Below are 26,250 nucleotides of genomic sequence, written 5' to 3'. Positions count from 1 at the left end.
CTAAACAAACTCATGACACAGCATATCAGAATTGAAAAAATACTGAATTAAAAAATGCTAAAAAAGCTGCTGATGAAAGCGGTAATTCAATTGAAAAAATTGAGGGCGCTATTAGTGCTTACGAAAGCGCTTTAGTTAAACTTGAAGCAATTAAGACTGCTGCTAACGCTCAAGAATATCACGCTAATGATGGTTCAATGAATCAAAACAAGACAGAAATAGAAACAGCATTAGTTGAATTAAGAGCCAAATTACAATCAGAACAACATAAAGAAGATAAGCGTGTTGAAAGTCTTAAAAAATTATTGCAAGATCATATCGATGCAATAACTAATGCACAAGCAGATACTGAAGCTCAAAAAGAAACAATAGATCCATTAGACCAAAACTTAGGTGCTTTAGTTAATATTATATCTAATGCTCGCCGAGTTTATAATGCTAATAAAGATGATAAAAACCCTGAAGCACAACAATTAGCTAAACAATTAGGAGAATTAATCGGTTCTGCTAATACAAATGCTGGTGAACTTCTAGAGAAATTAAATCAAAATAAAGCTGACTATCAAAGGCAATATAACAAGGCACTTCAAGCATTTAATGAAGCTAAAACAAATTATGCTGCTGATAAAAATTCAAATAATAAAGCAAAATATGAAGCATTGATGCTTCAATTTGATAGTGTAATAGCAGAAGCTCAAAAGTCGTTGGATAAAGCAACAAGTTACATATATAATCAAGGAACAACAGAATCAAGACAAATAATTGACGATACTAAAATAATGAAAGAATCTATTGATTCTAAATTAAAATTTGAAACCACTCGTCAAGAATATTTAGATATGTTAAATAATCCAAATTCAGAGCCAGTTAATGATAATTTATATTATATATTTCGCGAAGAAAGAAACGGATATGAAGGCAGAATTCAAGCTCTTAATGTAGACAATCATACTATACAAGATATGAAAAACATTATTAATGAAGCTAAAAACGAAAGTAAAAGAATATACGAAAAACTAAAAGATTTTGCTGAAAAAATGAACCATAATTTACAATATGATATTCATAAATTGACCGAGAAAACAAAAGCACCTTTAATTAATTTACTGGGTGCTACAGACGCTTTAAAATTTTTCGAAAAATTTAATCTTGAAGTTGCACATTTCAATATTTTTTTCATAGATGGTTTCAATGAACCTCCAATAGAACCAAAATATATATTTGATAAATTAAAAACTTCAATTTGAGCTCATATATCATCATTAGAATATATTGAAGCCGAAGTTAATCCTAAATATAACACCGCTAAGGCTTGAATAGCATTTTTTGAAAAAGCAAATTACTTTTTAGAAGAAATTGAAAAAATTTCTAATTGAGGAAATATTGGCATATTAGATATTCCAGCTGAATATAAAAAATTTTTCAATCTTCCTTCACCTATACAAAGTTATTTTAATTTAGAAAAAGACTATAAAACAGTTTTAAAAGTGTTTGAAGGTATGTTTTCAACAAATCATGAATTTTTCTTTAATGTTGGTCAGATTAAAATAGATAATAATAGTCATATTTATGAACTAATTAATAAATTAGATCAAATATTAATAGATAAGCCATTTTATAAACTAAAGACCAAAGCAGAATATGAAAATGCTTTGAAACCATATGCTAATAAACAAAAAGAAATACTTCAACAAATTAATCGAATAACAGTTGAAGAAATAACCAAACTTGATGTTAAAATAGTTGACGAATCTAAGTATAAAAATAATATATTTAATCCATTTATTGATAGATTTAAGGCCGCGATTAATCCTGTCGAACTCGATAAACTACACAAAGAAATAGTAATAGATCGCGAAATAGATATACTTATTCAAAAACTAGCAGATACAATTAATAATTCATTGGTAATCGCTAATGAATTAAAACAAAACAATTTACCTTCTGAGTATGGAAAAAATAAACTATTTACCGAAACCAAATTGCAACAACCTCTACCGCATGGTTATAATTTTGAAATAGTAGATCATTCTCCAAATGATAAAACAGGTATTATTAAAATAAAATATCGAATTATAAAAGCAGTTGATGGTTTAGAATATAACAAAACTTTTGAACAAGAAATTTCAGGATTTAAACAAAGGTCACAAGAAAACATTAAATATACACCTTTTTATCCAGTTAAATGAACAGGTTACACAAGATCTGAATGAATTGAAGATTTTGCTGCGGGTCGAATCTCTAAAGAATTAATCGATAAACTTTTTACAGCGGTAAATAAAAAAGATAATAGTTTAGAAATTAATACATCTCTTTATGAAGATTATGAATTTTATAATTTTAGAAAAAATTCTAATGAAATTAGTTTTACTTTTAGCAGAAAAAGAATAATAATTGGTAAAGACAATAGTGGTTATATTTATGAAAATCAAAATCATAAACAAGAATTTAAAGTAGATATTAATCGTTGAAAAACAATACTTAGACGTATTAATGATTATTGAATTATGTATTGATTGTATAATGGTCGAACCATTAATAATCAAAAGAGAAATCAATTTAGGGATAAATGGGCTAGAGTCTATAAACAAAACTCTAATTATTTATTTGATCATACATATCAATGAGAATATGCATTTACACAATTAATAAACAATGAAGTTAATGAATTCCAAAATTTCTTTGAAAATCATGTTAAAAATAATGATAACAAAAATTTTGAAACTGATATTAATATAAGAATGATTGAAGAAGTTAGAAACCAAGTAATGTCAGCAAAATTTGAAGTATATTATTTTGAAAACCCCTTTAAACATTGACTAAAAAATACAAAAAAATATAAAGGCAGACTTTGATAAAATAAACTCAATTTGATATTTAGAATAATAAAACTGAAATCAGGTTTAAATAAATCTGGACCCTTAAAAAAAATATCGAGTACAACACAAAATGTGCTTGATATTTTTATTATAAAATTCATGAAATATTTAAAAAATCATGACAAACATATCATTTATTAGTGAACCTCAATCAAAGATAAACTCAGTTACTTTTATCTTAAATATAAAAAATCACAACACTTATAATTGCTGTTGTGATTTCTGTCTATCATTTATTATGAAAATTTATGCTTCTATATCTTCTAGAGTTATAAACCCGCTACCTTCTACGCCAAATTTTGGTCTATCAGGACATTTTATTTCATAAAGCAATCCAGGAAGGTTTGTTTGGCTGTTATGAGTTTCAAGCTCAATGTCGATTTTGTGACCTTTTAAGTATGCATAATCTTTATCGCTAGGACCTTTATATATAAAATGTACTTTAAATCTTTCATCATTAATACATTTTTCAAATATAGTACTTAAAAGTATACTACCTCTATCAAGACCATTTTCTTTTGGATCATGAGTTTTTTTGATTTCTTTGATTAAATCAACTATTCCTTGTGTTCCTTTTTCATCTCTTAATTTTTTTCCAGCCTCAGTTAGCTTGAAAATAAATGAGTTTTTTATTTCTTGTAATTGAGATGAATCTAAAGGCTTGTTAGGTGGAGTGTAATCAGGATAATTGTCAGTATTTCAATTATCATTATTGTCATTTTCTTTTGTACATGACAAAGTTATAGCAGGTATAAAACCAACCATAATTGACCCTAGTACAAAAAGCTTTTTTTTATGTACATTCATAATTTATATTATATTACTTTTGTAAGTTTCGGTATTTTATTTTTCTAATTCTATTTTGCCAGTACCATCTACTCTATTGCTACTATCTACACATATTACTTTTCATTCTATGTATATAACATTTGTGGCTTCGTCAATTTTTAGTTCAAATTCATAATCATGCGATGAACCAAAACCACCTAAATTATGTTTTTTAAATTCAAAATAGTTCTTAAATTCACCATGATTAATTAATTTATGAACCTTATAAGTTTCATTTCCTGTTTCTTTAATTCAGCGCCTTCAAATATTAGTAATTTCTTTATCTTGAGCTTCTGGTTTTAGTTTAAATATAAATGAGTTTTTAATTTCTTCAATTTGACTAGAAGTTAAAGGGGGGATACTAGTTTTATTATATTCATCTATATCAAATTTTTGGCAAGATAAAGAAATAACTGGAAAGCTAAAAAATGCTAGTGCTGTAGCACTAATTAGTGCTTTATTTAAGAATTGCTTTTTTTTATTCATATTATTTACCTCTTATTCTTATATCTTGAAAATAATTCAAATTATTAGGGCTTAATGGCTTAATAATGTGTTTTTGGTAAACAACTTTATAAAAACTATCAATGTTAATTTGGTTATTAAAATTCAAGGTATAGCTTAATAAATTATTTAATTCATTAATTAAACTAATTTGTTGTTCTTTATTTAAATTATTTAAATATTCCTTAATTACTTTTACATCATTAATGTTTAAAAGACTAATGCTATTGTTATCCAAGAAAGTCTGTAAATTAATCAAATTTTCATATGTATGGTTTTTTAAAAACTCTGCTTCATGTTTTTTAAGTGTTTTTGCAATATCTACTATTCCATTATTTTCATTTTTTAAAACTGAAAAAATATATTCAACTGAATCACCTTGAAATAATCTAAATTCATCATGCTTATAAATAGATTTATTAGATTTTAAATATTCATTATATTTTTCGAAATTATCAACGATAGTAATGTCTACTCTTAGTTTTTTATGAATTGAATTTAAATTATTTTTTAAAACTGCAATTCGATCATTAATAAATTGATTTTCATTTTCAACCACGATTGGTAAATTTAAATAAATGCTTTCTTTATCAGCTTTATTTTGATAGAATTCATCTATTATTTTGCTTAGTTCTTCTTTTATGGTTTTATATCAAAATGATTGCATTTTTTTATTAATATCAATAATTTCAGGGTCTGATATTTTTTGTTTATTTTTAAACTGGAAAGTATCTTTAATTTTATCTAAATTCTTTTTAAATATTATAGGAACTGAAATTGGCACAAAAGCATCTTTTAGTTCTTCATAATTTAGTGCTTTATTTTTAGCCTTTAAATACAAGTTTTGCGGAGCTTGTGATAATCAAATGTCTTTATTGTCTTGAACCAAAGCATATTGGTTAATGATATTATTAAACAAGCTTTGAAAAGCTATGTTAATAGGCTTTAGTTCATATTTTTGATTATTTAGACCGTAATATAGTTCTAGGAAGTATTTATTCATATAAGGACTATTCATATTAGGTTTATGATTAATAATAATATTATTAGCTAGTCTAAAACGATTAAAGTTTTTTTCATATGAAATGTTATATCTTCGATTATTTTTTAAAATATATTTTTTATCGTCAATTGATAATTCTTCATAATTTATTTTAGAAATAATATTTTGTTTGAAAGCATTAATAGATTGTGAAGAATGTGTTTTTTGTGAGTTTTTTAAAGGATTGTATTCAATTTTTATTTGCCTCAAAGCACTCTTATTAACTTTTTTATAGTATTTATTTATATTTAATGTTATTTGATTTGAATTAGAAGCTGATATGTAATAAAAAGAACTAAAAAGTCTGTCTTTAAATGTTTTTCCATATTCAAAAAATCATTTTATGCTTTTTAACGGGTTGCCATATTTTTTAATAATATACTCATATGGTAAAGCATCAAAATAATTTTGAATAATAAATAAATTATTAAATAAGGTTTCAAAATTTACAAAAGACCCATCTATTGTTTCCAAAGTTAGTTTATTTGAACTAAAATCAAGAAGTTTATTTACATTAATTTTATTATTAACTAAAAAGCTATATAAATCAAAGCCTTTAAAAACTGGATTATCAATTTTAGTTGTTTTTAAATTGTTTTTTTTAATATGTTCATTTCTAAAAGCTGGATTTTTTAGTAAATGAGCTAATAATCCCAGTCTAAAAGAATTAATATTTAAAGGTAAATTATTAACTAAATTACCATTGTAGTCAATTCAAATATTTTTTAAGTCTTGAACATAAATTTCAATTGATTTAGCTTCTGATAATGATGTTTTAAAGTCTTTGTGATTAATAGAATTCGTATCCGAAGAAGGAATGTTTAAAAAAGGACTATTAAAACCATTACCCTTATCACGTTTTGGTTTAAAAACTCCCGGAATTTCAACATCATCTTTAGGATTAAAATCAATTTTATCAATTGAATCATTACTAAATTCATAATTTTTAGTTTTTGAATTAACAACTATTTTATTAGCTAATTCAAAATTATATGAAATTGAAGAAGGGACTAAAACAATATTATCTCTAAAATCAATTAAAGGTTGTTGTTCTGATTTTAGTCTAAATAGCTTAGCTGATGTAGCTAAATTAATTGTTCTTATATTGTCACTTGTAAAGTTATGATTTAAATATGCAAAATCGCCATAATCATTAGCAAAGTTATTTTTTTCAATATAGACAAATTTATTATTATTAAAATTATTCTTTATGCAAGATATTGAGCATAAAGGCAATAATGTAGTTGGCATTCATAATAATAAATTTTTGCGCATTTAATTCTCCTATGTATGTCTATGTAATGCTAATAACATGATTGTTAAAATAATTGCAGCTGCAAATGTAATTAAGGTTTTATATAAAACTTTTGTATCTTTATTTCGAATATGAATAAATTCAGGAACTAGTTCAAATATTGAAGTGAAAATGACTATTACTCCACCCATTACTAAAATTCCAGATAAAATTCATTCAAATCTCTTGCCCAAAAATGTACCAGTGTACGCTCCTAAGAATATAAAAGGAATGATCGCTAAAAATGTTAAAAAATTATATAAAACTGCTTTACCTATTTTTTCACCATATTGAATTTGTCTAAAATAAACAATAACTATTTCAAATAAAATATGTAATGTGAATGTCACTAATAACAATGTAGCACTTGAAAAAGAATTACCCTTAGCTACAATTTTGAATATTGTATATCCTATAAAAAAACCATCAATTATTCTATGGCTTAATAACATCAATATAGCTAATCAAGCTGCCTTAGGGTTATCAATGTCTCTAAAAGAAATTAAGTGATCAGAGTGATTGTGTTCTTCATGTTTACTATGAGGATCTATTTTAGATTTTTTTACAAATAAATATCTTCCACCAATAACAATACTAAAACCAATTAATGAACTAATTCCCATAATACCCATAACTGTTATAGTTCTAATCATTTCTGTTTGATTAAAGTATTTACTATGTGTAAAATTGTGAGCCATTTCATAGCCTTCACGCAAAAATCCAAAAGCACCAAGCATTAAAAACATTCCCGTTGAAAACGCATACAAATAAATTAATGATTTTTCATTTGATTTAATTTTTTCGGGTTTAATTAAAGCTAAAAAACCCATTACAACTAAAGGCAAGGCAACTAATATTAGTATATATATAATCAGATTAATAAATAATATTAATTCAAAATTATTTTTTAGAGTCAAACCTAGCAGTTTCTCATTAATAATCATTTTAGTTCACCTCCCTTATCTTAATTTAGTTTTACAATCATTTCACTTTAATTTTTGTCTTAAACTATCTAGTAAATAATGTCAATATTATACAATATTTTTATAACTATAATAATAAAAAAAATGATAAAATTTAATCATGATAAATAAAAAAAGAATTTTTTTTAGTGCTCTTAGTTTGGCAAGTGTTATAAGTTTGCCTGTAGTTAGTTTAAGCTGTATAAGAAAAAAAGAAGTTTATTTAGATATTAATAAAATATCTAGAGTTTTTTTAAATCGATTATCTTTAAATCAAATAGCTTCAATTGAAAATGATGAAAAAATATTTTATTACTTTGAAAATTCTAAAAAACATAGATTTGAGGGTGTTAAAGCCTCAGATGGAAAAATGTTTTTAAAAAAACAAGACACATGGATAGAATATAAACCTGATTTTCCAGTGAGAAACAACTGAAAACAAGAAATTTCTAAAAACGATAATATTAACATTTTTGATTCTAATAAAAAAAGTGATATTAATAATTTTTTAAACGATTATAAATTCGAAGATATTGATGAAGCCGGAGATTTCAATGATGATTGATTTAGTACTTTATCAGAAATTTATAAAAAAGATTTTAATAGAAATGATAATCCATATTTTGAAGACCTTCAAACAATAATTTTTAGAATTAATTATGATATAAATGCTAACAATTCAATCATGAATAAAAGATATATCAAAAATGCTTATACAAACAAACAAGCTTTATTTTTTGATTGAATTGAACCTCAGTATATTCAATCAAAAGTATTCTTATCAAAAGAATTTAAAAAACAAAGACAAATTTGGATAAATTTAATGAAATTATACTTAAATCGCTTTAATGTTGGCATATCAGAAATTGAAATAGATTGAAATAATGCAGATCCTAATGTTAAATCAATTTCAAATGATACTAATTACATAAAATTTCAAATAAAAAGCATCAAAGATTGAGAAGGTAAAGAACTGTTATCAGAATCAAGAAAGAACACATATTACTACATTAATGGATTTAGAAATTATGCAATTAATGGAAAATTTGGCATTGGAACAAAAGGTTTAGATGAAAAATTGCCATTATTTACAGATTATATTCAAAACCCCTTGTTATATATTGATGGTAAACAATATATAACTGTTATTGATAATATTAACCATTTTATTAAGGGTTCTACTTCGCCTGAATATTGAAATACAAAGGGCTTAATGTATTTATTTAATACTTTTAAAAATGAAATATTTAAAATTAAGATTCCAGATTATCGAAAAAATGAAGATTTGGAATATAAAATTATAGATTTCAAATTTAGTGATTATTTTGATACAAACCAAATATTTAAAGCAATTGTTAGAGTAACAAAAAAAGATAAGTCTACCAAAGATTATGTTTGGTTAAGTTCAAACTTTGATGACCATGGACACCGTCTAAAAGGACTAATAATGAATAATATAGATGAATCTAAGGTTAGTCCCCAAGATATTTATTCTTTCCATCCGAACAATAAAGGAATTTCAGAAGGAATCTCACTTGAAGATTTCGTAAATAATTCATTAGATTTACCCTTTATGCAAGCTTTAAAAAGAGCTGCCAATCATATGAATATTTCATTTAATTATTGAAATAATAACAGTAGACAAAATTTTGAACCATATTTATTAAATAACGATTCTTATCAAATTCAAGTATTTAATTCATATATTAATAACTATATGTTGGCATATGCACTGGAAAATAAGGCTAAAAAAACCTTAAGTGGAATTAAGAGAATAGATATAGAACTAAAACCAGAAAAAAACAAACTAGGAAGATTATATTTTGAACTAAAATTTATAGCTTTTGGCGATAATGATTACGATTTTAAATCGTCTAGTGAAAAACAAGTAGCAAAAGTTAGTTTATATTGAAACAACTTCAAAGGATATGATAAATCAATTGATGTTAATGATTTTAGCTTAATTAAATTTGAAAGGACTAGCTAATGAAAAAACTAAGTTTGTTTAAAAGTATTGCAATAATAGCTCCCATTTGTTTACCTATAGCTAGCATTTCTTGTAATTATCCCAACGATACAGAAAAAAATTCTTTAGATATTAGAAAAAAAAGAGATAATGATGCCAAAGAAATAATCTTTAAGAACCAAGTTACCAATGATATCAAAACAATATACAATGAAGAAATTGGAACATTATTTTCTGATATTAAAGGAATTTATCGAGCTTATAGAAAAAAATATTACAAAATAGTAAGAAAATTAAATTCTTTCGAAAATAAAATTAAATCATTACGCGGTCAAGAAATTGAAGAAAATCAAAAAAAGGTTATTGAATTTTATGAGAAATGACTAGACGACAAATCTTCAAATAGAGCAAAACTATCTAAAATTTTTGATAAATTTGAAATTATTTTTAAAGATGTTGATACAGTTTTGAAGGATGTGAACATTGTATTTGAAAACCAACGATTTTTAGAGTTTATTGAAGTAATTGATAAAAGATTAAGCGGAATTGATATTAATCTTGGTCAAACACAAGAAGCTTTAAATGGATCATGAAAATTTTTAAGAGATCATGTTTTTAATGAAAATAATATTACTAAAAAAGAAGATATTGAAAAAATAAATATTGAAGGTGATAAAAACTCTCATAGCCATTCACATGCAATTATTAATTTAATATATGAAATGGGTCTTTGACATTTATATTTAAAAGATAATGTTGAAAATGTTACTTTAATTCAAGAACTAAAAGATGACTTTAAAATTTTAAAAAATAATATTCATGATAATATAGACCAACTAAATTATGAAAAAGATTTTAAAGATTTAATTGACCTTTTCGAAAAAATGGAACTGGACCAAAAAAACAATCTAGTAAATATTGAATTTCATAAGCGTGCTAAAAAAATAGTAGAAAAAGTTAGAAAACTTTTAAAGAATATTGCTAAAGATCAAGGCATTAAAGAAGTTAATTTGGAATTTTAAAAATAGAACAGAGCAATTATCTGTTCTATTATTTTGTCTTCGGATTATAACAGTTAGCCAAGCTTGAAGATAATAGTTTGAGAATTAAACAAAAAGCAATTATGTAACTTGAAACAACAATTAAATAGCTTGGATTTTCTTGTGCTAAACCAATTGCTTCTTTTAAAACAGAACCAATATTAAGATTATTTGTATCATTTATAAAATCTAAGAAAGCCAAAGAAGAAGCAATTAATATATTAATTGAAAATCTTTCAACTAATAAAATTAAAAAATTAGGCATTAAACGTTTAAAAATATGAAAATATGCCAATCTATATTTTGAAGTTCCAATTGCAATTGTGGCAATGATATATTCTTTTTTTAGTAGAATATTAATTTCGTCTTTGGCAAAATTGTAATAAGAAATTCAACAAACTGCTGATAAAGTAATTAATAATGAATATCATTGTGTACCGATAAATATTGAAAGTAAGAAAACTCAAACTATCTCTGGAATAACACTAATTGATGTAATAAGTTTGTCAATAAATCTAAAAACGTTTTTTGAATAAAAGTTATATATAATGGCTAAATTAAAACCTATTAATATGTTAATAACAATTGCTATTAAAATTACAATAATTGAAATTCATATTACTGATATAGATCTTGAAAAAATATCAATACCTTGGTTATTTGTACCTAAATACAAGCCACTAGGAATTTCTATTTTGCTATCAAGATTTAATAAATTTATAGCTTTAATTAAATCATATGGATTGTAAACTAAAGTTACAATGTCAGTGTGAATGGTTTGTGAGCCACCTAAATGTTTAGCAGAATCATACAGAATTTTAAAAATAGGTTCCCTATGATTTTTTAGAGCACTTAAATTTTCTAATTGCTCTATTTTACGAATAAAATCTAATTCTTCGCCTCGATTAAAATCTCTAATAATAGTTTGTTTTCAAATTGAAGGTAGATTGTTAACCAAAGTGGTATTTTTGTTAATTGAATCAAATGCACTATTTTTAATAAAAAAAGCGGATATGATTAAAGCTAAAATTAAAAGTGCAAACAAGCTAATTCATACAATATTTATTTTGCTTGAAAAAAATCTTTTTCAGTATTGTTTTATTGAATTGGTATGAACTACATAAGAATTATTATTGGAATTCTTAACTTTTGCAAAAGAGTATAAATTATTTGACATCTAATTTCCTCCTTGATATTCTTCAAAAAGGAATTAGCTGACTTTGTTTTTTAATTGTTGGGTTCAATTTTTTAATAATAAAACTATTTATAACTAACAATATTGAAATGAAAATAAAGTTAAAGGTGAAATAAAACATAATAATATCCAATTCACCTTTTTTGAATGCAAACGATATTAAAATACTTTGCCCTGGTATTGAAAAAATTCTTTCAATCAAAATAGATATAGTAAATAATAATATGTAAATCATAAAAAACATGTTTAATTCAGAAGCAATCACATCTTTTATAATGATTTTTCTTAGTAATTGTCTTTTGGTTTGTCCCTGGGTTTTAGCAAATAAATAATAATTAGATTTCAAACTTTCAAATGTCACTTTTCTCGATTTTGAAAAAAATATTGCAATTGTTGAAAATGATGAAATTAAAATCGGAACTAAAAGTGAAATCAAACTTAATTTATTATTATTAATAAATTGAGAAGGATATCCAAATAAACTCGAATTATTAAGAGCTAAAATAGCAATAATTAATAATGGTAGTGCTCCAAAGAAAGAAGCTAAAACTGATATTGTGATGTCATAAGATTTATTGAATTTATAAGCAGAACTAATTCCTAAAACATTTCCAATTACAAAACTAAAACTAAAAATCAAGGCACTAGTTAGAATTGTTCATCTAAATTGTTTGAAATATAAAATTAAGATATTAGATTCTGCTGAATATAATTCATATGAATAAATCTTGCCAGGATTAAAAGCAAATAAGTTTTTAAAAAATATTCCTAGTCTAGAACCATAGTTTTTAGGAATGGAACTATATACAGCTAAGTTCTTTTTAATTTGTGGTTCCACTAAAATGTTAATGGCAAAAAATATAATGATTAGAGCTGCAAAAAATATAAAAAAATAAAAGGCAATATTTTTAAATAAGTTTAATAAACTCTTATTCATATATTGCCTCCTATTTAAATTCTAATGGTGGTGGTGTGCAAATTTAATTGTAATAGATTTAGTTTCAATAACTTTGTCTTTTTCAGTTTTTTTGTAGATTTGAATTTCTAGGATTAATTTTTCATGTTCAATTTTTGAATTTGCTTTATTAATTTTAAATTCAATATCACTAACTTTTTCATCAACTTGATTGAACACTACATAAGTTGCTAATTTAGTTTTTAAATCATCGAATGATTTGTTTTGCGCAGCTTCTAACTCATCAATAAATGTTGCTTTAGGAGCATCGTGACCTTTTCCGTGTAATCTAAATTCTCAATTGTTAACTTTTTCTTTTTTATGAGGAACTTTTTCAAATCCTTTAACTGTAAAACTAACGTGTTTTTTTTCTGATGCTTTTGAAATTGAAATAATTAAATGAATTTCACCACCATGTTCATGTTCGTGCGAACCAGGGTCTAGAGAAATGGATCAGCCTTCTAATTTAGTTTTGTCTTCTTTAATTTCAATATTGTATTTTTTTAAAGCTGCTACAACACCCTTTCAATCTGTTGCTTTTTTGATTTCTTTAGTTGCTTCTGAAGCTTTAATTTTTTCTTGCCCAGCTGCAAATTTATTTATGCTGAAACCATCTTTTTCTTCAATTAAAGATTTAGAAATTTTTTCTTGTTCTTCTTTAATTTCTTTAATTACATCTTCAATTTCTTTAACTGAATTTTTGTTTGTTAATTTTTCAGCTTTAGTAATTAATTTTTCAATTTCGCCATGTTTAATTGGATCTACAGCCTTTAGAGCTTCAATATTTTTCTTAATTTTAGCTATTTCTGACTTCATTTCCTTAATTTTAGCTGATTTGTTGTCACATGAAATAGCAATTAAAGGTGTTGCTATAACACCAATAGGTGCTAATACACTTAAAAATTTTAAATTTTTTTTCATATTTGGATAGCCTTTCTTTGTAATTTTTAATATAAAATTTTAATTTAACACACAAATTATAGCACAAAATTTACTATTGTATTTTTATTTTTTTTGTTAAAAATTGAAAAATCCTATTTAATTACTATTTTTTTCTTGCTTGTTTTATTAAAAAAAATAATTTGCGATAATTTATAGTAATATAAATTTATATTAAAATTTTATATATAGGAAAACATTTTGAGGATTTTATGAATTTAGAAAACTTAAAAAATATTGAACAAAAAACCACTAACTGTATGACGTTTGGTCAATTTTTAAAAGCAATGTTGAAAACCCTAAATATTAATGCTACTAAGGTTGCTGAGGACTTGTGCATAAATAAGAAAATTTTGTCAAAAATTATAAATGACAACAAAAAAGATATAAATTTAAATTTAATTCAATCTCTTGAAGAATATTTTAATTTAGAGATTGGCTATTTAACAAAGAAGTGATACTTCTATAAAAATAAAAAGTTATACGATTATGATCTTAATGAATCGGAAAGTTTAATTAAAATGTTTGGTTGAGAAGTTTTAGAAAATAATCCACAACTTTTTGATACTATAACTAACTTTGAATTAAGGCAAGAATACACTATTGAAGAAAAAATGAATCTAATCAAAAGATTTTTTGGGACATTAGACCCACAAAAATACTTAGATGATATACAAAAACACATGTACCTTCACAAATGCAATATTTTTAAACCATATCGGCTACCTTTTATTAGATATTGTGAATTATTTATAAAAGAGTGCTATGGTGATTTTAATGGCAAGAATTTTAAACCCGAAAAAAACATGACAAAAGGGCTAATTATGAAAGTTTTTGCTATTCTATTTAATAATAATTATGAATTCTATGAAAAACTAGAAAAAGTTCAAGAAATACTTTCAAAAACAGGAACTGAGATTATAAAAATTCCATATGTCAATAAGTCATTCACTAGAGCAATCAGTTTTAATTATGGCAAGAAAAAATATATTATTTTAACTGATATGTATAATTCAGAAATGCTTATTTTATATGCATTAATGCGTGAAATATTTTCTTGATTTTATCCTGCTTTAACCAAAGATGAGTATTCGGATATATTTAAAAAATACTATAATTTATGAAAAAACAGAAGTCGATCAAATAAATCTAAAATGGCTGATGATATTGTGGATTTAATTGAAAGAATATCATTATTAGATAAAAAAGCACCTGATTTTTATAAAAGAGCTTCTATTCTTTACAATGAAACAACCAAAAAATGAAAAATTATTAGATTTTAAGGAGATATAAAACTATGGAAAACAAAAAAATAAAAATACCACCTCGAAGTCTATTTAATGGACAACATTATTTTGTAGATGAACAAAAAAAGGTTGTTAAATTAGAAGAAAACTATCATAAAAAATTGTTATCCAGAAAACCTGGTTCTTTTGGTTCTTTTAAGAAATTATCAGGAACTTATTTGGGTGATGTTTTAGAATTAAGTCCATTTCATAGCCAATTTAGAGCATTTGCAAAAATATCTGGATTTGCTATGCCTATATTAGATCCAAAATATGTAAATGCCGGAAAAATACTAGAACCTAAAATAATCGAAAAAATAGAAACTAAACTTAAATCTAAAATTAAAAGATATGATGCCAAAGAATACAATTATGATGCTTTCAAAGAAAATCACTTGTTTGGTGGGTTACCTGACGGTTATGTTGAAGACAAGAACTTGATAATTGAAATTAAAACAGTGAATAAAAAGAAACTAGAAGCTTGAAATAATGGCGAAATTAATCCTGAGTATTTAAAACAATCTCAATTATATTCATATTTAATTGGAGCTAATTGATTTACAATAGTCGCTTGCTTTTTAGAAGATGAAGACTACGCAAAGCCAGAATGGCTTGATATAAATCAAAGAATACTTAAAAATTGAAATTATGAAGTTAATAGAGCTCAAGTGGAAGATGATATGAAAAAATGTGAGGAATGATATAGAAAATATACAACAAGTGGTGAAAGCCCTATTTGAAATAATTATGTTGACGTTGATTTAGTTAAATATCTAAAGTGTAAAAATTTTGAGCAATGACAAAATTTATATCTTGAATGAGTAGAAATGGGAAAAGCTGTACCTGAATATGAAGAAGAATAAAACTAAATATACATTTAATGATTTTGTAATTGCAAATAATACTCGACCATGATTTATTTTCAATGAATTAAGCGATGAACTTATTAAACAGGATCATAATCAATTAGTAAATATGATTGAATCTTTAGAAGAGGATAATGATGATTCAAAGTTTAATTCATTAGATTTATTAGATTTTAATCTAGATAAAATTGATTCTATTATCGATGAATATGTTGTTCCTGTTTTAAAAGAAAAGCAAGCTACAGAAATTAAGAAATTATCACCATATGATAAACTTGGTTTTTTAAAGAAAGAAATTGCAGCGGACGCAATTCTTCAAAAGAAATTCGATGAAGAAACAGAACTCAAGAATATTAATTTTTTATTTAACATGTTTGGGAACGTTGAAATAATTAATAGTGGTTTAAATTTAGTTGTTGAACAGGCCACTAAATTTTTAAAAGATTTTTATAAAGAAAATTTTAATTTTGAAGATTCGGAAATTAAATATATTTCAGACAGTCAGACTACTGAAAACAAAATAAAAGAAACACAAGCGGCTATAAATAATAATGCCAAACTTATTATAAATGCCCATTTTGAATATAAATCCTGTGTATCCAAAGTAACATATTTTGATTTAAAAAATGGTATCTTTGGTAACTTAAATTATTCAATTAAAACAAAGAGAAAGAATTTATTAAAGTCCTATTATGATTATCAAATTATTTCAAATTTTCTTGAAATAAATAAAATTACAATTTTGAGACCAAAATATTTAGATGATCGAAAAGTAAGAAAAGGAGTTTTAAAATTTGAGTTAAATGAATATTGTTCAGTATCCAAAGCTGGAGTTACTTCCAGTTCATATAAAGACTTAAATTCAGAATCTGAAATTAATGCAATTTTGATTGGTAATCCGAATTATGAATACACACGAAAGAAACTAAAAAATAAAAATGAAACAATAATTCAACATGTTAAAAACGAACTTTCAAGTGCTGGTTATAATTTATCTGAAAAAAAATCAGCTGATAAGAGCAGTAATAGTTGCTATACATGCTCATTTAAAGAATTTTTAGAATTAATTGATTCAAAAGAAGAAATCGTTGAAAATTGGCAGTTAATCGAAGATGATTTTAAGGATAATTTTTCGCCAAGTTGATTTAGTATTTTGATTAAAAAAATATATCCTCAATATCCTTTTGGTTCGAAGAAGTTTTTTAGACTGCTATCTGGAAATTTCCAAAATGAAGGCTATGCTTTAAACAACACTTGATATACCAAATCTGTTGAATTTTTTAATAATAACAGGGTTGCTATAGATAAAAAGATTTTTAAAGAAAATGTATATAAGGCTATAAATGATATGGAAGCTAAAATAGCATGATTTGATTTTGAAGGTGTTACATTACCCGTTCCTCTTGTTGATTATTTAAAAGCATGAAATCAAACCATTGCACAGACATCTATAATAAAAACCTTAAATAATGAAATTTATGAAAGTAAAGATTATGTTTATGACCCATTAAACATGAATATTAATACATATAAGAAAATAATAAATGACTTATATGATGAAGAAATCAAATATTATGTTGTTTATAATCAGGCTTATGAAAAATCAAGATTAGAAGAACTAAAAAAACGTCTAGGATATTATTGCGAAATTAATCAATTGAGTGATGAGGAATTTAATGATTATAAACAAAAACTTAATTACATTATAGAAAAAATAGTTGATTTAGCCGATTTATTTAAAACTGCTAAAAACAAACCACCCATTATTAATGATAGAATAATAAATATTGGTTATATAAGAGGCAATTATTCAATTAAAAAACTAGAATATTATGTAACTCAAAATAATCTTTCACAGCATTTGAAACACAAAATAAAACCATATTCAGATTTAAATGTTAAAAATGGTTCTGCAGCTTTATCAATTGCTACTACTAGAGCCTTAGACAAAATTGGTCCTAATGAATGAGAAAACAAACAAAAAGATTTAAAAGAATATTGCCACAACGATGTTATGGCGATGTTGATGGTAGCCGATTTAGTTAAATATCTTGTTAGAGATGAACAAAATTTTAAGAATTTTGAAGAATATAATTTCTAGCTAAAAATACGTGAAAAAGTAGGGAAATCTTCTCTGCTTTTTTATGTTTTAATTTAAATATGAGTAGTTTACATAAAAATAGAGGAATGCTATTAGAAACAATAATAAACCAAACTAATCAATATTACTTGACAAATAATATATGCCTAATTCATAAGAAAAATCTTGATATAACTTTTGAATCAATTGATTTAAAAGACAAAAAGCTAAAACTTAAAAATGCTTATATAAAAAACAAAAGTTCAGTTGATTATTACGGAGTTTATAATGGAAAATTCTTGGCATTTGAAGCCAAAAGCACGGAAGACAGCATTTTACCACTTGCAAATATTAAAAATCATCAAATTGAATATCTAGATCTAATTCAAAAGCATCAAGGAATTGCTTTTTGAATAATTTTTTATAAAATACCTTGTGAGTTTATTTTGATAATGCATGAAGATTTTAAAAAATTAATTGCAAATAAAAAGGCTCTTCATTATGAAGAAGCCATATCTAGAGCTAAAAAGCTTATTTTATTATTCCCTGGTATATTAAATATCATTGAAAATATTATTTTTTAGTTTTGTGAAAATAATCATCAACCCTTGACTTTAAAACATCTGAAAATTTAAAACGTGGGTCCATTTTTTCAGGAACTTCAATATTTTCCTTTGTAATATTGTGTTGTTGAACCTTGCTAGGAACATATTTTGAAGAGAAAACTCCAAAACCTGAAATAGAAACTTGTCTAGAGTTTGCAATTTCTTCAGTAATTATATTTACCATGTGGTCAAATATAGATTCAACCATAGCTTGTTGAAATCCTGTTTCCTCAGCAGTTTTCTTAATTAATTCTTTTTTTGTCATAAATTCTCCTTTATAGGCTTAAGTAGCAATATTATATGCTTTTTATTAAGTCTTCTATTATTTTTTTGGGGTTTTCCATATTATATACTATTTTATAAAGTCCATTAATTAAAGGTAATTTAATTTTCTGGTTGTCTTTTATTTGGTTATAAATATGCTCCAAAGTCCTTAAACCCTCAACTGTAATGTTTTTAGAATCATTTTCTTTATTAAAGAAATTCTTTCCAAATGTGTAATTTCGTGATTTTTCTGATAATCCTGTAAGTATTAAGTCCCCAAGACCGCATAAATCATAGACAGTTTTTGACTTGGCTCCTAAAAATTGTGCATATTTTTGCATTTCCTTTAGTCCCATGGCTAAAAGTGCAGCTTGTGTGTTAGTAGAATATCCTAAAGCTTCTGCCATGCCGGAAGCGATAGCTAATACATTTTTATAGGTGGAACCAATTTCTGCCCCAATAACATCATCGTTTAAAACGACTCCAAATCATGAGTTTGCAAATATTTTTTTTACTTTTAGAGCTAAATTAATATTTTCACAAACACTATTAATTATGGTTATATTCTTATTAATAATATCTACAGCAAAAGAAGGACCTACAAGTGATACAATTCCTTCGATATATTTGTTGCTTTTAGCATATTCTGCCATTTTTGCGTGCACAAAATCATTTGAATTGGGTCAAAATCCTTTTGCGACGTTAATTATCACTGTTTCATTTTTAATTTTGGAAACAAGCTCTAAAAAAACTTCAGGAATGAATTGGCTAGGAATAGCAATTACAATGAAATTTGCATTTTCTATGGCTTTATTTAAATCATTAGTTACATCAAATTTACTTATTTTACTTTTGCCAAAGTATTTTTTATTAAAACCATTTTTTAAATCTTCTAATTCTACATTATCAATTCCATATATGATAACTTCATGATCATTTTCATTTAAAATGGTACCACAAGCCGTTCCCATTGCTCCACTGCCTAATATTGCAATTTTATTTTTCATTACTCGCCTCCTTTTTTGTTTTTGTTTTTTAGTACCAAATTAATAGGAGTGCCTGAAAAATCATAATTTTGGCGGATTTGGTTTTCAATGTATCTTAAATATGTAAAGTGTGCACAATTAATATCATTAACAAAAAGCAAGAATGTAGGAATTTTAGCTTCAATTTGTCTTGAAAAAGTTATCGAAAGTCTTTTTCCTTTTATAGGTGAAGCTGGTTTTATCATTTGAGCACTCATCATTAATGAATTAAGTTGGTTAGTATTAATTTTTCTTTGCATATTGTTTTTTATGTGAATTATTTCATCTTTAAGTTTATTAATTCTTTGTTTGTTTTTAGCTGATATAAAAACAATTGGAGCTCAGTCAACAAATTTTAATTTCTTTGCTAGAGATTTTTTATACTCATACATAGTGTTAGTGTCTTTTTCAATTAAATCTCACTTATTAACAATAATAATTAAAGGTTTTTTTAATTCATATGCTATTCCAATTATATTTTGGCTAAAATGGCTAACTTCTTGTGTAGCATCTAACATTAATAAACATAAATCAGCTTCTTCAATTGAACTATTAGCTCGCATTAATGAATAATGCTCTATACTATCAACTAATTTGCTTTTTCTTTTAATTCCGGCTGTATCGATTATTTCAAATTCTTCATCATTAATTTTGATAAAAGCTGAAACTGAATCTCTTGTAGTACCAGCTATGTTTGAAACAATTGATCTTTCTTCGTTGGTTAGTGCATTTAGAAGTGTAGATTTACCAGCATTAGCAGGGCCTAGTATGGTTAATTTAAAATTATTATTTTGCTCTTCAGTTTTGAAATTTAAATTTGAAATAATTGCATCTAATAAATTTCCAACTCCATCGCCATGAATGGCACTTATTGGAAAAATATCATTAAAACCAAGTTTATAAACTTGGCTGTCATAAACCTGATAATTACTAGATTCTAATTTATTTATTGCTAATATAATTTTTTTATTTGTTTTTCTTAATAAACTAGCAACAAAAAAATCCTCAGTTGTTAAAGCATTTTTTCCATCAACAATAAAAACAATAATATCAGCCTCAGCTATTGCAATTTCAGCTTGTTTTTTAATTTGTTCCTTAAAATCTTCGTTTTCCTGTGTTATTCCACCTGTATCAATAATTTTAAATTCGTGACCAGATCATTTAGCTGTATCATAAATTCGATCTCTTGTTACACCGGGTGTATCATAAACAATTGATTTTCTTTTATCAATAATTTTATTAAATAAAGTTGATTTACCTACATTAGGTTTACCAATAATAGCAACTACATTTTTCATTTATGATAACCTCTTTATAACTTCATTGTACATAACTCTAAAGTTTTCTTCAATACTTAAATCAGAAGTATCAATTTCAATGCTGCCTTCGCTTACTTTTAAAGGATCAACATCCCTGTTCATATCATCGTAGTCTCTCTTTTTAATTGATTCTAGAATTTCTTCATAATTGGATTGAATACCTAATAAATTGTTTTGCCTCACACGTCTTTGAGCCCTAATTTCAGGACTAGCTCATAAAAAAAATTTAACTTCAGCTTTAGGTAAAATTCGATAAGTAGCATCTCTACCATCAACAATAATACCCTTTTTTGTATCTCCAAGATTTTGAATATATTTGTTAACCTTAGCTCGAATTGATGAAAATTTAGCAATGGCAGAAGCTGCTAAAGAAATTCTATCTTCCCTAATTTTTACAGTAATATCTTCGTTTTTTAAAATGACATCATTTTTTTCAGTTATCAATAAATCATTAATATCTCAAGCTTCATTAATTGCTTGTTCATCACTAAGATCTATATTATTAACTAAAGCATTGTAAGCAATCGCACGATATAAGACACCACTACTAATAAATTTGTAGTCTAATTTATCAGCCAACATATTTGCCATGACTGTTTTTCCTACACCAGAGGGACCATCAATAGCTATATTAATTCTTTTATTATTAGTCATTTCAATCTCCTCAATTCTTTTTAATAATTTCTTCAAATTCTTTATCTAAATCAAGACTTTTTTTATTAGGTGTCTTCAAATTTTCAATATTTGTAATTCTATTAATAATTTTTTTTAATTCCTTAGAAGTAAAATGATTTCCACCTTTTCTGCTTTGAATATACACTTTCAGCTCATCTATTGAATTCAATTTATATTTTTTGGCTAAATCAATCAAAAACTCTATCTCACGAATGCTATTTTTTCTAACTGTTTTTAAGTTATTTTTTAATTCTTTATTAATATTTGTCATTATTACACTTCATTCAAATTAAAAATTTTAACTCTGCCATCACTGCTTTGTTTATTATCATTTTTGTTTTCAAATTTAAATTTAATTTTTAGTTCATTTAAATTTTTAGTTGGAATCCAAGTAACATAAAATTCATTTTTTTCAATTAATGGAACAATCTTGGATTTATCTTTTGGTCAAGTATCTGGATAAGCATTAGTTTCATCAATAACTTCTTCAAATCATTTAAAAACTTCCTTCTGGAATTCTTCTGATTCAAAAAACGTTTTTAAATCAACTGTTATTTGTGCAATTTTTTTAGTTAAATCCTCAATTTTGTTCTTGTCATCTTCAGTTTGATTAGGCTTCTTTTGAAGTTCACTTAGTTCAGCATTTCATTCTTTTAATACATTTTCTTTTTCGCCTTTTTTCTTATTATATTTTTTAATAATATCAATTATTTTTTTTTCATTTTTAGGTCAAGATTTATCAAATTCAGAACCTATTAAATCATTTAATTCATCAGACAAAAAATTCACATTTTGTGATGAACGGTAATAGTATTTAGAATTAGATGTTGATTTTATTTTGTTTGATTCAAAAACACCATTAGCATATTCATAATTCAAAAACACTTCAAAATATACTTTTAGTTGTTTATTGTTTTCTTTAACTTTTTCAATATCAACAAATCTAAAATTTAAAAATTTTGTTTTATTAAAATCTAAATTGCTATTAATATAATTCTCTAAATATTTGTGTGTATCAAATAGCTTTGGTTTATCTTTAAGTATTTTTGCTTGTTTCGCTTTTGATAATTTATTTAAATTTGGATATTTTTTATAAAAGTTTTTAAGAGCTTCTTCTGAAAAAGATTTTCTACTCTTAAAATCCTTATAGATATCTTCAGTTAATTTTGAGCTTATAACTTCATTTTTAATTTTAATTTCTTTAGCAGCTTGTTCAAATTTTTCTACACTTCAAAATTCTTTTTGAACTGGTCTTGAATTTTTTGTAAAGTAATAAATAGCACCACCAACAGATGCAATACTAAAAACAGGAATTAAAACCGTTGCCGCAATTCCAAAATTTTTTCTAAAATTAGTTTTTTTAGCTTTCATGTATGAAATTGTACTTTAAAAATAAATTTTTAAAGAAAAAAAATAGCTTATGCATACTCAAGACTTTTGAAAATTAAAAGTTTGATATGTAAAAACTATTATTTTAAATCTTTATTTTGCTTTAGATTTTCTAAAAAATCTCCGATAAGGTTTATCTATGTTTCTAATATAATGACACTTTGGAAAAGCTGAACAACCAATGAATTTTTGCTTTTTAATTTTTGTATACCTGTAAATTAGATTAGACCCACATTCTGGACATTGTTCATCTAATTCATCGTTTTTTAAAATTGTTATTTCAATAGTATTTTTAATGAAATCATAATGATCGTTAAAACTATCTCAAAATTTTTGCATTACATTTTTATAATCTTCGTTTCCTTCTGAAATTAAGTCGAGTTTTGTTTCAATTTTAGCTGTATATTCTTCATTTATAGTTTTAGGAAAACTAGTTAAAAGTTTATAAAGAACAACATTACCAAATTCTGTAGGATGCAAAGTTCCTTCTTTTAATTCAACAAATAATCTTTGTTTAATTACTGAAATTGTTGAAGCAAAAGTTGAAGGTCTACCAACTTTTATGTCATCCAATTTTTTTATTAAAGAACCTTCGTTATATCTTGAAGGTGGTTGAGTTTCTTTGTCTTCTTTTAAAAATTCTAAAACTTTTATTTTTTCACCAATTTTATATGAAGGAATATTTATTATTTCTTGTTTGCCCGAATGAATGTAATAACCATCAAAGATTACTTTGCTAAAAGAAAGTCTAAAATTATGATTATTATTAATTAAATTAAAACGATAAATTTCTTTTAATGGGCATGTCATTAGTGACATTATAGTTTTGTCATAGATTAATTTATATATATATGAATCAATTTGATTTAATTTATATTCTTTTGTAGCTAATTCAGGCTCTAGTTCTATAGATGTAGGTCTAATTGCCTCGTGAGCATCTTGTGAGCCCGCAAAACCCTTAATTTCTTTAGCAACATATTCTTTGCCATATTTGGTTTTGATATAGTTTTGTGCTTTATCTACAAATGACTGACTTAGTCTAGTTGAATCGGTTCTAGGATAAGAAATTAAACCAATTTCAAACAATTTCTGTGCCGATGATTGAACTGTTTTAGAAGCATATTTTGCTTCTTTATAAAGAACAGATTGCTTAAATGGTACATAAGCACTTTCTTTTCTTTGGCTTATGGAAATATCATTAATTTCTAATTCCTGTTTACCGTTCAATAATTCATTATAAATATTAATAGCTTCTTCACGATTTAGTCATGTATTATCTTCAAATTCTTTATGATCTTTTAAATATAAAGATGCTTTTAATTCATTACCTAAATCAGCAAAAATTTTTGAATATAAAACTGGACTAAATTCTTCAATTTCCTTTTCACGATCACACACTAATTTAAGAGCAATAGACTGAACTCTACCAGCTGAAGGATTAGTAGGAGCATTTTTTACCTTTTGTTTCATTAATTGTGAAAGTCTAAAGCCAATAATCCTATCTAACATTCTTCGAGTTTTTTGGGCTTTGACTAAGTTTTCATCTATTTCCAAAGGATTATCAATAGCAAAATTAATTGCTTCGTTAGTTATTTCATTATATTTAATTCTTTTATATTTATCTTCTATTTTTAAGGTTGTTATTAAGTTTTCAGCTATAGCTTCTCCCTCACGGTCGGGGTCAGTTGCAATTAATACTTCACTAGCATCTTTAATTGTTTTTTTAAGATCATCAATTACTGCTTTTTTAAGAGGATCAGGAATCATTTTAGGCTCTCAATTTTCAAAATCAATTCCTAAATTATTTTTACCTGTTGTTGATAATTTTAGAATATGTCCTACACTGGCAATAACTTTAATATCTTCTCCAACTATTTTTTGAATTGTATTAACTTTATTTGGTGATTCCACGATCATTATTCTATTTTCAGACATAGTTTGCTCCTTATAGAAATGGAAATTTTATGTATGTTTTAATATGTTAATAAATAATAACACAAAACGATATTAATTAAAAAAAACGCTAAAATTGCTTTAATCAATTTTCACGCTTTTTATCGTCTTTATCTGCCATTATTTTTTGCAGTTGTTTATTTTCTTCTTTGTTTAATTTTGGTATATATACATCTAATTGAACTACAAGATTTCCTTTTTGTGATGAGTTTTTATATGGATAACCACAACCTTTAAGTATTATGGGTTCAGTTAGGTTTAAGTCATTATCCAATTTAAAACTTTTGTATCCGTATGGAGTGGGAATTTCAATAATTTCTTCAAGCATTATGCTTTTAATTGATAAAGGCATTTTTATATATAAGTCATTATTATTTAATTTTTTATAAACTTTACTTTCTTTGACATATATAACAATATATAAGTCACCATTATTTTTACCAGTTACAGGTGAAGGATTACCAAAGCCTTTAAGTTTCATGGCGTCTCCATTTTCAACTCCAGGCATAATTTTAATTGTTTGTAAAACTTTTGACTTAATAGTTTTTTTACCATGACATTTGTGACAAGATTTTTTAATTATTCTTCCTTCACCTCTACACGCAGGGCAAGGTTTTATGGTTGAGAATATGGCAATTCTTTGTTTAATTTGTCCAGAACCATTACAGTCATAACATGTTGAAAAATCGTTTTTAGATTCTGCACCAGTACCCTTACAAAAATCACAACTTTCATATTTGTCTAAATTTAATGTAGTTTCTGTGCCAAAAATTGCTTGATTAAAATCTAGATATATGGCTGTTTGTAAGTCTTCTCCATATTGGTATTCATTAGAAGAACCACCAAAACCTGAACCAAAAATATCACCAAAAACATCCCCTGAACCAAATCCAGTACTAAAGCTTTCAAAAAAACTCTTGAATATATCTTCAGAATCACCAAAAGAATATGAATTTGGATCAAATGCATTGTGTCCAAATCTATCATATTTAGCCCTTTTATCATTGTCTGATAAAATTTCGTATGCTTCTGATACTTCTTTAAATTTTTCTTCAGCATTTGGTGCGCTATTTCTATCAGGATGATACTGCATTGCAAGTTTTCGATATGCTGACTTAATTTCTTTTTCTGTAGCGTTTTTAGATACGCCTAAAATTTCATAATAATCTTTTTTGTTTGCCATA

General features: G+C 25.1%; 22 protein-coding genes. 7 read left to right on the top strand and 15 right to left on the bottom strand.

Going from position 1 to position 26,250, the window contains the following annotated elements:
• On the top strand, nt 1-2,858 hold a 2,858-nt coding region (locus JXZ91_RS01905; RefSeq protein WP_205851333.1), incomplete at its 5' end, for a GumC domain-containing protein.
• Between the two features lie 267 nt (nt 2,859-3,125).
• On the opposite strand, the gene JXZ91_RS01900 is transcribed toward JXZ91_RS01905, so the two are convergent.
• The 4 genes from JXZ91_RS01900 to JXZ91_RS01885 are packed head-to-tail and all read right to left on the bottom strand — an operon-like array spanning nt 3,126 to nt 7,491.
• A complete protein-coding gene (locus JXZ91_RS01900; protein WP_205851332.1) occupies nt 3,126-3,686 on the bottom strand; it encodes a hypothetical protein in 561 nt (186 codons plus the stop codon).
• Nucleotides 3,687-3,722: 36 nt separating this feature from the next.
• Entirely contained in the window at nt 3,723-4,193 is a 471-nt protein-coding gene (locus JXZ91_RS01895; protein WP_205851331.1) for a hypothetical protein, read from the bottom strand.
• 1 nt (nt 4,194) lies between these two features.
• On the bottom strand, nt 4,195-6,528 hold the full coding sequence (locus tag JXZ91_RS01890; RefSeq protein ID WP_205851330.1) for an OppA family ABC transporter substrate-binding lipoprotein: 2,334 nt from the start codon (nt 6,526-6,528) through the stop codon (nt 4,195-4,197).
• Nucleotides 6,529-6,537: 9 nt separating this feature from the next.
• Nucleotides 6,538-7,491 carry a ZIP family metal transporter gene (locus JXZ91_RS01885; protein WP_205851329.1) on the bottom strand — a complete coding sequence of 318 codons (954 nt, stop codon included), beginning with the start codon at nt 7,489-7,491 and terminating at the stop codon, nt 6,538-6,540.
• Between the two features lie 139 nt (nt 7,492-7,630).
• Here JXZ91_RS01885 and JXZ91_RS01880 point away from each other — a divergent pair, with 139 nt between their 5' ends.
• The gene (locus JXZ91_RS01880) at nt 7,631-9,496 is read left to right on the top strand and encodes an MAG3240 family lipoprotein (protein ID WP_205851328.1); all 1,866 of its coding nucleotides are present in this window, start codon (nt 7,631-7,633) and stop codon (nt 9,494-9,496) included.
• On the top strand, nt 9,496-10,497 hold the full coding sequence (locus JXZ91_RS01875; RefSeq protein ID WP_205851327.1) for an HxHSH motif-containing lipoprotein: 1,002 nt from the start codon (nt 9,496-9,498) through the stop codon (nt 10,495-10,497). The genes JXZ91_RS01880 and JXZ91_RS01875 overlap by 1 nt, the downstream gene beginning before the upstream one ends.
• A gap of 28 nt (nt 10,498-10,525) precedes the next feature.
• On the opposite strand, the gene JXZ91_RS01870 is transcribed toward JXZ91_RS01875, so the two are convergent.
• Genes JXZ91_RS01870 through JXZ91_RS01860 form a run of 3 tightly spaced genes read right to left on the bottom strand, consistent with a single transcriptional unit; the run spans nt 10,526 to nt 13,586 of the window.
• Nucleotides 10,526-11,692, bottom strand: a complete 1,167-nt coding sequence (locus JXZ91_RS01870; RefSeq protein ID WP_205851326.1) for an ABC transporter permease subunit — start codon at nt 11,690-11,692, stop codon at nt 10,526-10,528.
• Nucleotides 11,682-12,647 carry an ABC transporter permease subunit gene (locus JXZ91_RS01865; protein ID WP_205851325.1) on the bottom strand — a complete coding sequence of 322 codons (966 nt, stop codon included), beginning with the start codon at nt 12,645-12,647 and terminating at the stop codon, nt 11,682-11,684. Before JXZ91_RS01865 ends, JXZ91_RS01870 begins: the two co-directional genes overlap by 11 nt.
• Nucleotides 12,648-12,668: 21 nt before the next feature.
• Complete coding sequence (locus JXZ91_RS01860) at nt 12,669-13,586, bottom strand: coiled-coil domain-containing protein (RefSeq protein ID WP_205851324.1); 918 nt, start codon at nt 13,584-13,586, stop codon at nt 12,669-12,671.
• A gap of 230 nt (nt 13,587-13,816) precedes the next feature.
• On the opposite strand from JXZ91_RS01860, the gene JXZ91_RS01855 reads away from it, so the two are divergent.
• The 4 genes from JXZ91_RS01855 to recU are packed head-to-tail and all read left to right on the top strand — an operon-like array spanning nt 13,817 to nt 18,420.
• Nucleotides 13,817-14,887: a helix-turn-helix domain-containing protein gene (locus JXZ91_RS01855; protein WP_205851323.1), complete on the top strand. Its 1,071-nt coding sequence runs from the start codon at nt 13,817-13,819 to the stop codon at nt 14,885-14,887.
• Between the two features lie 14 nt (nt 14,888-14,901).
• On the top strand, nt 14,902-15,753 hold the full coding sequence (locus JXZ91_RS01850) for an MAGa7180 family putative nuclease (protein WP_205851322.1): 852 nt from the start codon (nt 14,902-14,904) through the stop codon (nt 15,751-15,753).
• A complete protein-coding gene (locus JXZ91_RS03680; RefSeq protein WP_205851321.1) occupies nt 15,740-17,857 on the top strand; it encodes a DUF2779 domain-containing protein in 2,118 nt (705 codons plus the stop codon). Before JXZ91_RS01850 ends, JXZ91_RS03680 begins: the two co-directional genes overlap by 14 nt.
• Nucleotides 17,858-17,916: 59 nt before the next feature.
• Nucleotides 17,917-18,420, top strand: coding sequence for a Holliday junction resolvase RecU (gene recU / locus JXZ91_RS01840; protein ID WP_205851320.1), 504 nt, complete (start codon nt 17,917-17,919; stop codon nt 18,418-18,420).
• Here recU and JXZ91_RS01835 read toward each other — a convergent pair.
• The 8 genes from JXZ91_RS01835 to dnaJ all read right to left on the bottom strand — a co-directional run bounded on the left by JXZ91_RS01835 (nt 18,410) and on the right by dnaJ (nt 26,249).
• Nucleotides 18,410-18,706, bottom strand: coding sequence for an HU family DNA-binding protein (locus JXZ91_RS01835; protein WP_205851319.1), 297 nt, complete (start codon nt 18,704-18,706; stop codon nt 18,410-18,412). The genes recU and JXZ91_RS01835 overlap by 11 nt on opposite strands.
• A gap of 31 nt (nt 18,707-18,737) precedes the next feature.
• Nucleotides 18,738-19,712 (bottom strand): NAD(P)H-dependent glycerol-3-phosphate dehydrogenase, encoded by a 975-nt coding sequence (locus JXZ91_RS03675; RefSeq protein ID WP_205851318.1) that lies wholly within the window; start codon nt 19,710-19,712, stop codon nt 18,738-18,740.
• Nucleotides 19,712-21,028: a ribosome biogenesis GTPase Der gene (gene der / locus JXZ91_RS01825; protein WP_205851317.1), complete on the bottom strand. Its 1,317-nt coding sequence runs from the start codon at nt 21,026-21,028 to the stop codon at nt 19,712-19,714. The genes JXZ91_RS03675 and der overlap by 1 nt, the downstream gene beginning before the upstream one ends.
• Nucleotides 21,029-21,703, bottom strand: coding sequence for a (d)CMP kinase (gene cmk, locus JXZ91_RS01820; RefSeq protein WP_205851316.1), 675 nt, complete (start codon nt 21,701-21,703; stop codon nt 21,029-21,031).
• Nucleotides 21,696-21,995, bottom strand: coding sequence for a hypothetical protein (locus JXZ91_RS01815; RefSeq protein ID WP_205851315.1), 300 nt, complete (start codon nt 21,993-21,995; stop codon nt 21,696-21,698). Before JXZ91_RS01815 ends, cmk begins: the two co-directional genes overlap by 8 nt.
• Nucleotides 21,996-21,997: 2 nt before the next feature.
• Nucleotides 21,998-23,095 carry a hypothetical protein gene (locus JXZ91_RS01810; RefSeq protein WP_205851314.1) on the bottom strand — a complete coding sequence of 366 codons (1,098 nt, stop codon included), beginning with the start codon at nt 23,093-23,095 and terminating at the stop codon, nt 21,998-22,000.
• 111 nt (nt 23,096-23,206) lie between these two features.
• Entirely contained in the window at nt 23,207-25,048 is a 1,842-nt protein-coding gene (topA, locus tag JXZ91_RS01805; protein ID WP_205851313.1) for a type I DNA topoisomerase, read from the bottom strand.
• Between the two features lie 88 nt (nt 25,049-25,136).
• Nucleotides 25,137-26,249 carry a molecular chaperone DnaJ gene (gene dnaJ, locus JXZ91_RS01800; RefSeq protein ID WP_205851312.1) on the bottom strand — a complete coding sequence of 371 codons (1,113 nt, stop codon included), beginning with the start codon at nt 26,247-26,249 and terminating at the stop codon, nt 25,137-25,139.
• Between the last annotated feature and the right edge of the window lies 1 nt (nt 26,250).

The sequence above is a fragment of the Mycoplasma enhydrae genome (assembly GCF_017116825.1).
GTDB lineage: Bacteria > Bacillota_I > Bacilli_A > Mycoplasmatales > Metamycoplasmataceae > Metamycoplasma > Metamycoplasma enhydrae.
This window is presented reverse-complemented; position numbering and strand designations above follow the sequence as displayed.